Here is a 14,111-nt window from a genome sequence, read left to right on the forward strand (position 1 = left end):
GGGGCGCTCGGCTACTTGGCTTCGAGCCGCGGGAACGCCAGATCGCCTGCGTAGCGGGCGGCGTCGCCGAGGGTTTCCTCGATGCGCAACAGCTGGTTGTACTTGGCCACCCGCTCGCTGCGGGCCGGCGCGCCGGTCTTGATCTGGCCGCTGCCCACCGCGACCGCCAGATCTGCGATCGTGGTGTCCTCGGTCTCACCGCTGCGGTGGCTCATCATCGTGCGGTAACCGCTGTTGTGCGCGAGCGCCACGGCATCCAAAGTCTCGGTGAGCGTGCCGATCTGGTTGACCTTCACCAGCAGCGCGTTGGCAGCGCCGCGCTCGATGCCGTCCTCAAGGCGCTCGGGGTTGGTGACGAACAGGTCGTCGCCCACGAGCTGGATCCGGTCACCGATCGCGGAGGTCAGAGCGACCCAACCATCCCAATCGTCCTCCGACAGCGGATCCTCGATCGACACCAGCGGGTAGGACTCGAGCAGACCGGCGTAGAACTCGGCCATCTGGTCGGCCGTGCGGGTCTCCTTCTCGAACGCGTAACCCGAACCCTCCGTGTAGAACTCGGTGGCCGCCACGTCGAGCGCGAGCGCCACATCCGAGCCCAGCTTGAAGCCGGTGGCCTCGATGGCCGACGAGATCAGATCCAGCGCGGCCTTGGTGCCCGCGACGTCGGGTGCGAAACCGCCCTCGTCGCCGAGGCCCGTCGCCAGGCCCTGCTTCTTAAGCACTGCCTTGAGGGAGTGGTAGACCTCGGCACCCCAGCGCAGCGCTTCCTTGAACGAAGGCGCACCGATCGGGGCGACCATGAACTCCTGCACGTCCACCCCGGTGTCGGCGTGGGCACCGCCGTTGAGGATGTTCATCATCGGCACCGGCAGGATGTGTGCGTTCGGTCCGCCGATGTAGCGGAACAGCGGCAGCCCGGCCGATTCCGCGGCCGCCTTCGAAACCGCAAGCGAAACACCGAGAATGGCATTGGCGCCCAGCCGGGACTTGTCGGGCGTGCCGTCCAGGTCGAGCAGCGCCTGGTCGACCAGCCGCTGGTCGTCGGCGCCCAGCCCGATGACCGCGGGCGCGATCTCGTCGAGCACCGCCTCGACGGCCTTCTCGACACCCTTGCCGCCGTAGCGGGCTCCGCCGTCGCGCAGCTCGACTGCCTCGTGCTCGCCGGTCGACGCGCCGGAGGGCACCGCCGCCCTGGCAAACGTGCCGTCGGTCAGGGCCACCTCGACCTCGACCGTCGGGTTGCCGCGGGAATCGAGAATCTCGCGGGCTCCAACCTGCTCGATGATGGGCACTGGCTTCTCCTTATTGCGTCCTTGATCGAGTCCTTGGCGTGCTTGGCGCTACTGCATGAGCCTAGAGCCTGCGGTAGCCGGAGTCGTGTCAGAGGGGGTGACCGGACGCGTACGCGGTGGCCCAGTCCCGCACCGCACGCGCGTACTGCTCGGAGTTGTTGTAGGCCTTCAGCGCCTTCATCCAGCCGCGCGGGTTCGACAGGTCCTTGCCGTTCCAGCACAGCAGTCCGGCCGCCGAGAGCGCGGCGTCGTCGAAATTGTCGGGGCTGACCTTGCCGTCGTTGTTGGCGTCCACCCCGAAGTGACCCCACGTCTCGGGGATGAACTGCATGGGCCCCATCGCGCGGTCCAGCTGGTCGTCGCCGTCGAGCTTGCCGCCATCGGTGTCGGCGATCCGCAGATTTCCCGCGGTCCCGTCGAGTTGCACACCCCGGATGGGCGGGCTGACGTCACCGTTCGGGGCGACCATCGCGCCGCGGTAGGTGCCGTGATGGCTCTCCACCATGCCGATGCCGGCCAGCGTGGTCCATTTGACGTTGCAGTTCGGGTTCTCGACCTCGGCGACGCGGGCCGCGTAGGCATAGGCCTCCAGGGCATTGACGGGCATGCCCAGCGCGGGCGCCCGCTCGGCCGCCCACTCGCGGAGCGCATCGGCGGGCCTGCCCTTGGCGTAGGTGTCGATCTGGGGAACCGGATCGCCTGCGGGTGGTGGCACGCCCTCGGGGATCGGGGTGCCGAGCTGCCACGAACAGCTGGAAGCCATCAGCAGTGCTGTCGCTGCAATCACCGCGACAGCCCGCAGCCAACGAACTGGCGACACCGGACTCCCTCAACCTGCTCTACTCGTGGCCCATCGTCCCATGCGCGGGGCGCGGCTCGGTGACCGACAGCCCCAGCGCGAACTCGACCGAACGTTGACCGCCCCCTGCTAAGGTGAGCCACGCCTTGCTATGGCAAGCCAAGGCTACGTATTTTCTCCGGTCAAGCGAGGACGCTTTGATGACTGCCATCGCAGACGCTCCGACCAGCCTTCTGGCCGCATCCAACATCACATCGCAGCTGTTCGGCAGCGGTTTGATCGGCCTGCGCGAAGGTTTGGAAGCCGCGATCGTGGTCTCGATTCTCGTCGCGTTTCTCGTCAAATCCGAGCGCCGAGACGCACTCAAATGGGTGTGGCTGGGAGTTGGCTGTGCGATTGCTGTGACCATCATCGTGTTCCTCGCGATCCAGTTCGGGGAGAACACGATCAGCGGTCTCGGCGCGGAAGCCATCGCCGGCATCGCCTCACTGCTCGCGGTCGTCATCGTCACCACGATGGTGCTGTGGATGAAGAAGGCCGCCGCGTCGATGTCGGGCGAGCTACGCAGCGAGATGTCGCGGGCACTGCAGACCGGCGGGCCCGCGGTCGCGCTGCTGGCGTTCCTCGCGGTCGGCCGCGAAGGCGTCGAGACCGCGCTGTTCATGGTGGGCTACGCCGAAGCCGAGACACTCTGGCCGCTGACGGGCCTCATCATCGGCGTGCTGATCGCGGCTGCGATCGCCTACGGCATGTACGCCGGCGCCGTCCGGATCGACCTCGCGAAGTTCTTCAAGTACACCGGCGTGTTCCTCATCGTCGTGGCGGCCGGCATCCTCGCCTATGGCATCAAGGCGCTGCAGACCGTCGGCTGGATCCCCGGCCTCGGCTCGGTGGCCTTCGACATGAGCGGTGCGTTCGACTGGTCGGCCTGGTACGGCGAGATCATCCAGGGCATCTTCAACATCGACCCGACGCCGACGCTGCTGCAGTTCGCCGCGTGGCTGGCCTACATCGTCATCGTGCTCGCGCTGTTCCTCAAGCCGGCCCGCTCAGCTGACGTCCCCGCATCCTCCGAGCCGAGTGTCGACCCGGAGTCCTCCACCTCCTCCGAAAGGTCGTCCAAGTGAAGATCACCCCCGCTGTGAAGTCTGGAGTTGCGGCCACTGCCGCCGTGCTTGCCGGTTTCTCCCTGGCCGGCTGCCAGGCCAAGGAATCCGCGCCCAGCGGCGAGGCGGGCGGCGACAAGCCTGCCCAGATCACCGTCGACGCGTCGGACACCGAGTGCAAGCTGTCGGGCACCGAGGCCGTCACCGGGCCGAGCACGTTCGTCGTCACCAACAATGGCACCAAGGTCACCGAGTTCTACGTCTACGGCGAGGGTGAGCGCGTCATGGGCGAGGTGGAGAACATCTCCCCCGGGCTCAAGCGTCAGCTCATCGTGCAGCTGACCCAGCCCGGCACCTACCAGACCTCGTGCCGGCCCGGGATGGTCGGCGAGGGCATCCGCGGTGACTTCGTTGTCAGCGGCGAAGCCGTGCAGGTCGACACCGAGGGCAAGTTCAAAGAGGCCGCCGACAGCTACAAGCGTTACGTCAACAGTCAGACCGACGCGCTGATCCCGGCCGTCGAGGAGTTCGTCGCCGCGATCAAGGCCAAGGACATCGCCAAGGCCAAGTCGCTGTTCCCGACGTCACGCACGTACTACGAGCGGATCGAGCCGGTCGCCGAATCGTTCCCCAACGACCTCGACCCGCGCATCGACCTGCGTGAGGCCGACCTCGAGCCGGGCCAGAAGTGGACCGGATTCCACCGCCTGGAGAAGGACCTGTGGGTGACGGGTCTGCAGCCCGACACCAACGCGATCGCCGACCAGCTCGTGGCCGACGTCAAGGAACTCGACGCCGGGGTCAAGGCGCCGGACTGGAGCATCGACTCCACCCAGATCGCCGGTGGCGCGCAGGGCCTGCTCGACGAGGTCGCGATCAGCAAGATCAGCGGCGAAGAGGACATCTTCAGCCACACCGATCTGTGGGACTTCAAGGCCAACGTCGAAGGCTCGCAGACCGCGGTCGCCTCGGTGCGCCCGATCCTCGACGAGCGCAACCCCGATCTGGGCAAGCGCGTCGATCAGCGCTTCGCCGAGGTCGAAGCCTTGCTGGAGAAGTATCGTGAAGGCGATGGTTTCGTCTCCTACGACAAGGTGACCGAACCGCAACGTCAGGAGCTCTCGCGCGCCATCGACGCGCTGAGCAAAGAGGTCAGCCAGGTGCAAGGTGTCATCGCCCCACAGTGAGTCCGTCGACGAGTCCGTCGACAAGCGGGAACCCCAGCCGTCGGGCATTTCTCGACGCAAGCTGTTCGGTGCGGCTGGGGTCACCGCGGCGGTAGTCGGTGCGGCCAGCGCGGGTGCGCTGGCCGGCCGTGCTTCGGCGGCGGCCAGCTCGCCCCACGGCCAGCTGCAGGGTCCGGTGCCGTTCCGCGGTGAGCGGCAGGCCGGCATCATCACCGAAGCCCAGGACCGGATGCACTTCTGTGCGTTCGATGTCACGACCGACAAACGCGAGGACGTCATCGCGCTGCTGCAGCAGTGGACGGAGATGGCCGAGCGCATGACCCGCGGCGAGGAAACCGAGCCGGGCGGAGCGGTCGACGGCAACCCCTACGCGCCACCCTCCGACACCGGCGAAGCTCTCGGCCTGCCCGCCTCGCAGTTGACCCTGACGATCGGCTTCGGGCCGACCTTCTTTCTCAAGGACGGCAAGGACCGCTTCGGTATCGCCGACCAGAAACCCGCCGAGCTCGCCGCCCTGCCGAAATTCCCCAACGAGACGATGGATCCCGCCAAATCCGGCGGCGACATCTGCGTACAGGCGTGCGCCAACGATCCGCAGGTTGCCGTGCACGCGATCCGCAACCTGGCCCGCGTCGGATTCGGGACCGTCGCAGTGCGCTACTCGCAACTCGGGTTCGGCCGCACGTCGTCCACCACGCGTGATCAGGCCACGCCGCGAAACCTGTTCGGGTTCAAGGACGGAACCAACAACATCAAGGCCGACCAGACCGACCTACTGGACAAGCACGTGTGGGTCGCCGACGGTGACGGCCCGGCCTGGCTGACCGGCGGCACCTACCTCATGACGCGACGCATCCGCATGCGCATCGAGAACTGGGACCGCACCACCCTGCTCGAGCAGGAGCGCGTCATCGGCCGCCAGAAGGGCAGCGGCGCCCCCAATGGTCTGCAGGAAGAATTCGAGGAACTCGATCTCGACCTCGCCGACGACAAGGGCACACCGTTGATCGACGTCGACGCCCACGTCCGGCTCGTCTCACCGCAGAATCTCGGCGGCATCGAGATCTTGCGCCGCGGTTACAACTTCACCGACGGCACAGACGGTTTCGGCCATCTCGACGCGGGCTTGTTCTTCATCGCGTTCGTGCGCAGCCCGGAGAAACAGTTCATCCCGATGCTCGGCGAGATGTCGCGCAAGGACGCCATGAACGAGTACATCACCCACACCGGCACTGCGGTGTTCGCCTGCCCGCCCGGGCTGAAAGAAGGCGACACGTCGGCCTATTGGGGTTCGACGCTGTTCACCTGAGCGCTGTTCCCCTGCGCTGTTCTTCTGCGCCGGCCGGAGCGCCGCCGCTGTCCCCACGGTGGGGTTGTGCCCGCCTATTAGCGACAAAGTCGCGGAAATCGCCTCACGAAGCCCACTGGTCCCGTAAGCACCACGCCGTGAACACCTTCAGGCACTTGAGTCGCAAGCGCCTCTCCTGCAACGGAATTCGGCGTGCCCACCTACGAGCGACATTGTCGCTGTTGGCCGTATCAAGCGCGGCGCGTAGCCACGGCCCGCGCGTGAAGCTTTATGGCCAAAAAGAGCCCCGGGACCGCCATCACGCTTCAATCGCGGAACGTGGAGCTCGAATGGTTGATGTATCTGGCAACAAATTTCGAGTGGTCGTCCGACCGCCAGCGAATTTGTCGCTGTAATGCGGGCAGCCGAAAACGTGCGACGGACGTGGTGGATGGTGCTGAGGGTAGCCATGTGATCCGGCAGCTGAGACACCAGAGGCCTATGCGGCGCATGTGGCGATTTCCGCGACATTGTCGCTAATAGGCGGGCAGCACGGCACCTGGCCCAGAGCGGCGCGAAGGTCGGGCTCAGTCGTCGGCGCGGTCGGGTTGTGCGGGACCCTCGGATTCGGTCTGCGCTTCGTCGGGCTCGGATTCCTCGTCCGGCGTGGGCGCCTCGACCGGCGTCTCGTCGGGCGCGGATTCTTCGTCGACATCGGCGGTTTCGTCGACTTCGGGTTCCGGCTCTGCCGCGGCGAAATCACCTGTCGGCCAGTAAGTGCGCCACTCGTCCTCGGTGATCGTGCCCAGTGGGGTCACGTCGAGTTCCTCGGGGACGTCCTCGCCGCGGCGGCCGGCGGCGACGTCGGATTCTACCAGCCGCACGGTGTCCATGAACTCCAACACCGCTGTGCGGAGCTCATTTTCGGCGTCGGTATCGCCCGACACAGTGACCGATGTCAGCGATGCGGGTACCAGATCGGCGGGAAGGCCGGCTTGCGTCACGCGGGCAATCACCTTCTGCGCCAACGCCAGCGCCGGCTGTCCGGTGGGCACGTCGTCCATGCTGGACGTGCGGGATTTCACCGACCGCTCCTGGGCCTTGCGTTCTTCCCATTGGGCGAGTTGCTCGTCGAGTGAAATCGATTCGCCCGCAAGGACTGCCGGAACGCGGTTGCCGAGTTTGCGGACGAGCGCGTCGGCGACGTCGTCGATGTTGAACGGATGGTGTGGCGCGTCCTCGGCGATGCGCGCGTGGAACAAAACCTGCAGCAGCACGTCGCCGAGTTCCTCGCGCAGCTCGTCGGCGTTGCCGCCGCGGACCGCGTCGAACAGCTCGTAGGTTTCTTCGAGGAGGTAGCGGCGCAGCGAGTCGTGGGTCTGCTCACTCTCCCACGGCCCGGAGGTGCGCAGCTTGTCCATCATGGCCACCGCATCGACGATCCGCTCACCGGGCTGCGCCTCGGGCGCGGCGATGAGGCGTTCGCCTGCTGCGAGACGGGCCTTGACCGCTGGGTGCTCGGGATCGGAGGACAGCAGGACGGGAGCGTCGTCGCCGTCATAAGCGGGGCGCGCGGCAGGCAGCGACCACGGCACCTTGACTGGCATCTCCTCGGTGTACTGCACATCACCGGTGAGCAGATCGATCGCGTCGACTGGGATGAGTGACGGGCGGCGGGGGTCGACCAATACGACGGTCATCGGGCAACACCCCCTCACGCATTTCGAGACCGCTGATCTCGGTTATACCAACACGTTGCCGGACCCGGACGCGCCTGGTCACACGGGATGGCCGCCCTGCCCGAAGGCAAGGCGGCCATCATGTCACATCCGGGTGAGTCAGGACTCCGGCGGGAACGGATCGTCCGGGATCACCCAGTGACCCGGCACCTCATCGAAGAACGGGTTGACGATTCCGTTCACCGTGGGAAGCTTCTTCAGCTCGCCAGGGGGAATTCCGAAGAACGGATTCGCAACGCCGTTGATGGTCGGTGAATTCTTCAGCTGTCCCGGCGGGATGTGGCCGTTCGGGAGCCCGAAGAAGTTGTCTACCTCAGGGAATTGCACCGTCGGAACTTCGACGTCCGGGACATTCACGTCCGGCACGTTGACATCCGGCAAATTCACATCCGGCACGTCGACGTCGGGAACGTTCACATCCGGCACGTCCACATCCGGCACGTCCACATCGGGAACGTTCACGTCCGGCACGTCCACATCCGGGACGGTAGGACTCGGAATCGGCGGTGGCGCAGGCACATTCGGTTCCGCCTGCGCGAGACCTGTGCCCAGGCCGAGCGCGCCGAGTCCCAGTGCACCGGCCGTCGTCGTGGTTACTGCGAGCTTCTTGATGTCCATGGTCACTCCTTCGCCTTGCGTCATGCGAAAACTCACCAATCGGTGGCAATCGCGTGATGTTCGGTTTAGGAAATTGCATGACCGCCCTATGGCTGACGATCTTGCCGTCTCTTCTCGACGACAACGCAACACCTTGACCCCCCGTGGTGTATGTCGAATTTCCACCCCGGATGCGTTAGCAGCGTTTCGGCGATTCGACCGCCACGGGCGCGAAAAATGCGCGCTTACCAGGCAATCAGCCCGAGAAATTAAATTTCGCGGTCAGGTCGACACTGCCCGGTGTCTGTCCGTTGAGCACGAGCACCAGTCCGGCCACCCACTGCACGAGCTCAAGATCGCGGATGCGGGGCGCGCCGACGCCGTCACCGGCGCGGGGCAACGGCACCTGCACCGTCGACGTGGTGGCGCGGTAATGCCCGCCGGGGTACATGCGCTTGAGCCGCAACTGTGCGGAATCCGGAAGCACCACGGGCGACAGCTTCACCGTCGACGCCGACACCGCACCGATCTCGGTGATGCCGTACTCGCGGCACAGCAGCCGCAGCAACGCGACCGCGACCAGGCGCTGCGCGGGCTCGGGCAGTGGGCCGTAGCGGTCGACGAGTTCCTCCACGACGGCGCGTACGGCATCCTCGTCGGAAGCCGCGGCGAGTCGCCGGTAGCCCTCGAGCCGCAGCCGGTCGCTGCCGATGTAGTCGGGTGGCAGATGTGCGTCGACCGGCAGATCGACCCGTACCTCTTTGGGTTCCTGCGGTGTGGCAACGGTTTTCCCGTCGGCGGCCGCCCGATACGCCTCGACGGCCTCGCCGACCAACCGCACGTACAGGTCGAAGCCGACGCCTGCGACGTGTCCGGACTGCTCGACACCGAGCACGTTGCCCGCGCCGCGGATCTCCAGGTCCTTCATGGCCACGGCCATGCCCGCGCCCAGCTCGTTGTTCTGCGCGATGGTCGCCAGGCGGTCATAGGCGGTCTCGGTCAGCGGCACCTCGGGCGGATACAGGAAGTAGGCATAGCCACGTTCCCGGCTACGGCCGACGCGGCCGCGCAACTGGTGCAGCTGCGAGAGCCCGAACGTGTCGGCCCGCTCGACGATCAGCGTGTTCGCGTTCGAGATGTCCAGGCCGGTCTCGACGATCGTGGTGCAGACCAGGATGTCGTACTCGCGGTTCCAGAAGCCCTCGACGGTTTTCTCGAGGGTCTCCTCGTTCATCTGACCGTGCGCGACGACGACTCGGGCCTCCGGAACGAGCTGGCGCACGCGGGCGGCGGCCTGGTCGATCGAGCGCACGCGGTTGTGGATGTAGAACGCCTGCCCGTCGCGCAGCAGCTCGCGGCGCAGCGCGGCGGCCACCTGCTTGTCGTCGTGCGGGCCGACGTAGGTCAGCACCGGATAGCGCTCCTCGGGCGGGGTGAGAATCGTCGACATCTCGCGGATGCCGGCCAAGCTCATCTCCAGGGTGCGCGGGATCGGGGTCGCGCTCATGGTCAGCACATCGACGTGGGTGCGCATCGACTTGATGTGCTCTTTGTGCTCGACGCCGAACCGCTGCTCCTCGTCAACGATGATGAGGCCCAGGTCTTTCCATGTCACGCCGGTCTGCAGCAGGCGGTGGGTGCCGATGACGATGTCGACCGAACCGTCCTTCATGCCTTCCATGACGGCGCGGGATTCCATCGGATCGGTGAACCGCGACAGGCCCTTGACCGTGACCGGGAACCCGGCCATCCGTGCGGTGAACGTCTGCAGATGCTGATCGGCCAGCAGCGTCGTCGGCACCAGCACCGCAACCTGCTTACCGTCCTGCACGGCCTTGAACGCGGCCCGCACCGCGATCTCGGTCTTGCCGTAGCCCACGTCACCGCAGATCACGCGGTCCATCGGCACCGGCTTCTCCATGTCGGCCTTGACCTCGGTGATCGCGGTCAGCTGATCCATGGTCTCGGTGAACCCGAACGCGTCCTCCATCTCGGCCTGCCACGGCGTGTCCGGGCCGAACGCATGCCCGGGTGCGGACTGGCGTTTGGCGTACAACGCGACGAGCTCGCTGGCGATCTCCCGAACAGCCCGGCGCGCTTTGGTTTTGGTGTTGGCCCAGTCGCTGCCGCCGAGCTTGGACAGCGACGGCGCTTCACCGCCGACATAGCGCGACAGTTGGTCGAGCGAATCCATCGGCACGTACAGCCGGTCCGACCCGCCGCCGCGTTTCGACGACGCGTACTCCAGCACCAGGTACTCCCGGCGCGCCCCGCCGACCACGCGCTCGGTCATCTCGACGAACTTGCCGATGCCGTGCTGATCGTGCACCACCAGGTCGCCGGCGGTCAGCGCGAGCGGGTCGACGACGTTGCGCCGTTTGGCGGCAAGCTTTTTGCCCTCCGAGGCCGTCACGCGGTTACCGGTGAGGTCGGTCTCGGTGATGATCACGAGATTGGCGCCGGGCAGGATCACGCCGTCGTGCAGCGGACCTTTGAGCACGCCGACCACGCCGGCCTTGGGCGCCGCGCCGGGCTCCAACATCGTTGCCGCGGTGTCGGATTCGGCGAGCTGCTCGACGACGCGGTGCGCGGTGCCGGTGCCGGGCGTGACGATGGCGGCGTAGCCGCCGGTCGAGACGTGCGCCCGCAACATCGCGAAGATCTCTTCGAGACTCTGCTGACTGCGGGCCGATGGCGCCGGACGCAGATCGAGTTCGGTGGCGGACTCGTCCGACAGCTGTGACAGCGTCCACCACGGGTGACCGGCTTTGCGGGCACCGTCACGCGCCTCGCTGAACGGCACGAAGCCGGACGCACCGAGCGCCTCGATGTCGATCGGGGCGTCGCCACCCACCGCGGCCGTCGACCACGACGCCTCAAGGAACTCGCGGCCCGTCTTGATCAGATCCGCTGCGCGCGTGCGCACCTTCTCCGGGTCGCACACCAGAACCGGGGCGCCGTCGGGCAGGTGGTGGGTCAGCGTCGTCGGCTCGACCGGATGCAGAAGCGGCAGCAGCGCTTCCATGCCGTCGACCGGGATGCCTTCGGCGAGCTTGGCGAGCATGTCGGGCACGCTGCCCGGCACGGTGTTCTCGTGCGTCGGGTGCTCCGCGGCCAGCGCGGCGGCACGTTCGCGCACGTCGGGTGTCATCAACAGCTCGCGGCACGGCACCGCGACCACCGTCTCGACCGGAATCTCGGGGATCGACCGCTGGTCGGCGATCGAGAACATGCGCATCTCGGAGATTTCGTCGCCCCAGAACTCGACGCGAACCGGATGCTCGGCAGTGGGCGGGAACACGTCGAGGATGCCGCCGCGGACCGCAAACTCACCGCGTCTGCCGACCATGTCGACACGCGTGTAGGCCAGGTCGACGAGCCGCGCGATCACGTCGTCGAAGTCGGCGTCCTGCCCGAGCGACAGCTGCACGGGCTCCACGTTGACCACGTCGGGTGACATCGGCTGCAGCAGCGACCGGGCCGTCGTCACGACCACCCGCAGCGGCGGGCCGAGCGTCGCGTCGTCGGGATGGGCGAGCCGGCGCAGCAACAGCAGCCGCGCGCCGACCGTCTCCACGCCCGGTGACAGGCGCTCGTGCGGCAGCGTCTCCCACGACGGGAACAGCGCGGCCGCGTCGCCGAACACGCCGCGCAGCTCGGAGGTCAGATCGTCGGCCTCGCGCCCGGTGGCCGCCACCACGAGCAACGGGCCGTTCTGCGCCAGTGCGGCAGTCACCAGCACGCGTGCGCTGGCCGGTCCGACCAGGGCGAGATCGGCGGGCCGGCCTGCGGCACGACGAATGACGTCCTGCAGGGACGGATCGGACAATGCCAACTCGACGAGACCCGCGATCGGGGTCTGGACATGGGTGTGCCCCGGTGCGGTCATGATTGCTCCATCCTAGGCGGCGTCAGTTCGTCAGGATTGGGCCCGGTGACGTAAAGAGACCGTCAAGCCCGCTGACCGTCTCACCAGCGCGGTCCACCGTGAAGTCATGACATTGCTGGACATCCTGCCGTCGCTGCGATACGCCGCCATCCCGCGCCTCGATCCGGCGATCTGGCCGCTCACCACCGGGGTCGACGCGCAGGGCCGGATCACCGTCGGCCGGGTGGCGCTGACCGACATCGCCGACGAGTTCCATACCCCCGCCTATGTGCTCGACGAGACCGACTTCCGGACGCGGGCACAGCGCTACCGCGAGGCACTGCGCGGGACCGAGGTGGTGTACGCGGGCAAATCCCTGCTGACCACGGCGGTGGCGCGGTGGGTCGCCGAGGAGGGTCTCGGGCTCGACGTGTGCTCGGCAGGTGAGCTCGCGACGGCACTGGCCGGCGGCGTCGCCCCCGAACGCATCGTGCTGCACGGCAACGCCAAGTCATGCGATGACCTGCGCAACGCGGTCGACGTCGGGGGCGGGCGCATCGTGCTGGATTCGTCGATGGAGATCGCCTACCTGGCCGGGCTCGCACGTACGCGTCAACGCGTACTGATCCGGGTGACGCCGGGCATCGACGTCGCGGGCCATCGGGCCGTCGCGACGGGTGTGTGCGATCAGAAGTTCGGCTTCACGCTCGCCGACCGGCAGGCCGCGCAGGCCGCGGCGCGGGTCCTGGCCACACCACAGCTCGACCTGGTCGGCTTGCACTGCCACATCGGCTCACAGGTCACCGATTCGCTGCTGTACGGCGAGGCGATCCGGCGGCTGATCACCGCGATGGCCGACATTCGCCACGCCCACGGCGTGGTGCTGACCGAGCTGAACATCGGTGGCGGGCATGGGGTTCCCTACGTCGGGGGTGACGCCGCGCTCGACCTGGGCGCGCTGGCCGGCGTCATCGACGAGGCCCTCGACAGCGCATGCGCCGCCGAAAGGTTCCCGCGGCCGCGGCTGGTGGTCGAACCCGGCCGGGCGATCAGCGCCCGCGCGGGCGTCACGCTGTACCGCGTGTGCGCCGTGAAGGCCCAGCCCGGCGGGCGGACGTTCGTCGCAGTGGACGGCGGCATGAGCGACAATCCGCGGGTCGGGCTCTACGGCGCGAAATACACTGTGGCGCTTGCCAACCGGCACGCGCTAGGGCCGACGATGCGGGTCACGGTCGCGGGCAGGCACTGCGAGGCCGGTGACGAGATCGTGCGCGACGTCGACCTACCCGCCGACATCCATCCCGGCGACCTGTTGGCGGTGGCCGGCACGGGCGCCTACCACCACAGCATGGCGTCGACGTACAACATGGTGGGCCGCCCGCCCGTGGTCGCGGTGCGCGACGGTGCGACGCGGCTGCTGGTGCGGCGCGAGACGACGGCCGACCTGCTCGCGCGGGATGTGGGTTAGCTAGTCGGCTTCGAGGTGCGGATCGGCCTCGAGGTGGGTCAGCCCGTTCCACATGAGGTTGACCACATGTGCGGCGACCACTTCTTTCTTCGGCTCCCGGACGTCGAGCCACCACTGCGCGGTCATCGACACCGACCCGACGAGGGCCTGCGCGTACAGCGGGGCCAGGTCGGGATCGAGTCCGCGCCGGGAGAAGTCGCCGGCCAAAATCGAGGCCACCTGGTTGACCGCGTCGTTGAGCAACGTGGCGTAGGTGCCCGACGTGATGGCCGCGGGCGAATCGCGGATCAGGATGCGGAAGCCGTCGGTGTGTTCCTCGACGTAGGTCAGCAGCGCGAGCGCGACGCGCTCGACCCGCACGCGGGACCGGTTGTTGGTCAGCGACGACGTGATGCCGTCGAGCAGCGCCGACATCTCCCGGTCGACGACGACGGCGTACAGCCCTTCCTTGCCGCCGAAGTGCTCGTAGACGACGGGTTTCGAGACGTTCGCACGCAGCGCGACCTCCTCGATCGAGGTGCCCTCATAGCCGCGTTCGGCGAACAGCGACTTGGCGATCTCGATGAGCTGTTGCCGCCGCTCGCTACCGGTCATCCGGGCGCGAGGTGCACGCACTTCCTTGTCGGGTGCTGCCACGCGTATCAGGCTAGCCCTTTCGACTAGAGTCTCACCCGGACATTCCGTCGTGGTGTAATCGGCAGCACCTCTGATTTTGGTTCAGATAGTTCAGGTTCGAGTCCTGGCGACGGAGCTCAAACAGCGCG

At 67.2% G+C, this 14,111-nt stretch carries 10 protein-coding genes and 1 tRNA gene; 5 read left to right on the forward strand and 6 right to left on the reverse strand.

Annotated features, from left to right (window positions below; all coding sequences use genetic code 11):
• Window positions 1-11: 11 nt before the first annotated feature.
• Window positions 12-1,295 carry a phosphopyruvate hydratase gene (eno, locus tag AWC31_RS09865; protein WP_085144112.1) on the reverse strand — a complete coding sequence of 428 codons (1,284 nt, stop codon included), beginning with the start codon at window positions 1,293-1,295 and terminating at the stop codon, window positions 12-14.
• A gap of 88 nt (window positions 1,296-1,383) precedes the next feature.
• Entirely contained in the window at window positions 1,384-2,115 is a 732-nt protein-coding gene (locus tag AWC31_RS09870) for a lytic transglycosylase domain-containing protein (RefSeq protein WP_085144113.1), read from the reverse strand.
• A gap of 179 nt (window positions 2,116-2,294) precedes the next feature.
• Between AWC31_RS09870 and efeU the strand changes: the two genes are divergently transcribed.
• From efeU to efeB, 3 genes are read left to right on the forward strand one after another with little or no spacing between them, the layout of a single operon-like run.
• Entirely contained in the window at window positions 2,295-3,221 is a 927-nt protein-coding gene (gene efeU / locus AWC31_RS09875) for an iron uptake transporter permease EfeU (RefSeq protein ID WP_085144114.1), read from the forward strand.
• Window positions 3,218-4,387 (forward strand): iron uptake system protein EfeO, encoded by a 1,170-nt coding sequence (efeO, locus tag AWC31_RS09880; RefSeq protein ID WP_067844411.1) that lies wholly within the window; start codon window positions 3,218-3,220, stop codon window positions 4,385-4,387. The genes efeU and efeO overlap by 4 nt, the downstream gene beginning before the upstream one ends.
• Complete coding sequence (gene efeB / locus AWC31_RS09885; protein ID WP_067844408.1) at window positions 4,368-5,696, forward strand: iron uptake transporter deferrochelatase/peroxidase subunit; 1,329 nt, start codon at window positions 4,368-4,370, stop codon at window positions 5,694-5,696. Before efeO ends, efeB begins: the two co-directional genes overlap by 20 nt.
• 566 nt (window positions 5,697-6,262) lie before the next feature.
• Here the strand turns inward: efeB and AWC31_RS09890 are convergent.
• The 3 genes from AWC31_RS09890 to mfd form a co-directional block, all read right to left on the reverse strand.
• Complete coding sequence (locus AWC31_RS09890; protein WP_085144115.1) at window positions 6,263-7,375, reverse strand: nucleoside triphosphate pyrophosphohydrolase; 1,113 nt, start codon at window positions 7,373-7,375, stop codon at window positions 6,263-6,265.
• A gap of 138 nt (window positions 7,376-7,513) precedes the next feature.
• Window positions 7,514-8,032 (reverse strand): hypothetical protein, encoded by a 519-nt coding sequence (locus tag AWC31_RS09895; RefSeq protein WP_085144309.1) that lies wholly within the window; start codon window positions 8,030-8,032, stop codon window positions 7,514-7,516.
• 235 nt (window positions 8,033-8,267) lie between these two features.
• Window positions 8,268-11,900 (reverse strand): transcription-repair coupling factor, encoded by a 3,633-nt coding sequence (mfd, locus tag AWC31_RS09900; protein ID WP_085144116.1) that lies wholly within the window; start codon window positions 11,898-11,900, stop codon window positions 8,268-8,270.
• A gap of 106 nt (window positions 11,901-12,006) precedes the next feature.
• Between mfd and lysA the strand changes: the two genes are divergently transcribed.
• The gene (gene lysA, locus AWC31_RS09905; RefSeq protein ID WP_085144117.1) at window positions 12,007-13,347 is read left to right on the forward strand and encodes a diaminopimelate decarboxylase; all 1,341 of its coding nucleotides are present in this window, start codon (window positions 12,007-12,009) and stop codon (window positions 13,345-13,347) included.
• Here lysA and AWC31_RS09910 read toward each other — a convergent pair whose 3' ends face one another.
• On the reverse strand, window positions 13,348-13,941 hold the full coding sequence (locus AWC31_RS09910) for a TetR/AcrR family transcriptional regulator (RefSeq protein WP_234816801.1): 594 nt from the start codon (window positions 13,939-13,941) through the stop codon (window positions 13,348-13,350).
• A gap of 85 nt (window positions 13,942-14,026) precedes the next feature.
• On the opposite strand from AWC31_RS09910, the gene AWC31_RS09915 reads away from it, so the two are divergent.
• Window positions 14,027-14,098 (forward strand) — tRNA-Gln (locus AWC31_RS09915).
• The last annotated feature ends 13 nt before the right edge of the window (window positions 14,099-14,111 follow it).

Source organism: Mycolicibacterium wolinskyi (assembly GCF_002101965.1).
Lineage (GTDB): Bacteria > Actinomycetota > Actinomycetes > Mycobacteriales > Mycobacteriaceae > Mycobacterium > Mycobacterium wolinskyi.

What these genes read in the sequence shown, in the direction of transcription:
- AWC31_RS09910 (WP_234816801.1), bottom strand. Translation starts at nt 13,941, where the DNA reads ATGACCGGTAGCGAGCGGCGGCAACAGCTCATCGAGATCGCCAAGTCG.
- efeU (WP_085144114.1), top strand. Translation starts at nt 2,295, where the DNA reads ATGACTGCCATCGCAGACGCTCCGACCAGCCTTCTGGCCGCATCCAAC.
- AWC31_RS09890 (WP_085144115.1), bottom strand. Translation starts at nt 7,375, where the DNA reads ATGACCGTCGTATTGGTCGACCCCCGCCGCCCGTCACTCATCCCAGTC.
- mfd (WP_085144116.1), bottom strand. Translation starts at nt 11,900, where the DNA reads ATGACCGCACCGGGGCACACCCATGTCCAGACCCCGATCGCGGGTCTC.
- lysA (WP_085144117.1), top strand. Translation starts at nt 12,007, where the DNA reads ATGACATTGCTGGACATCCTGCCGTCGCTGCGATACGCCGCCATCCCG.
- AWC31_RS09895 (WP_085144309.1), bottom strand. Translation starts at nt 8,032, where the DNA reads ATGGACATCAAGAAGCTCGCAGTAACCACGACGACGGCCGGTGCACTG.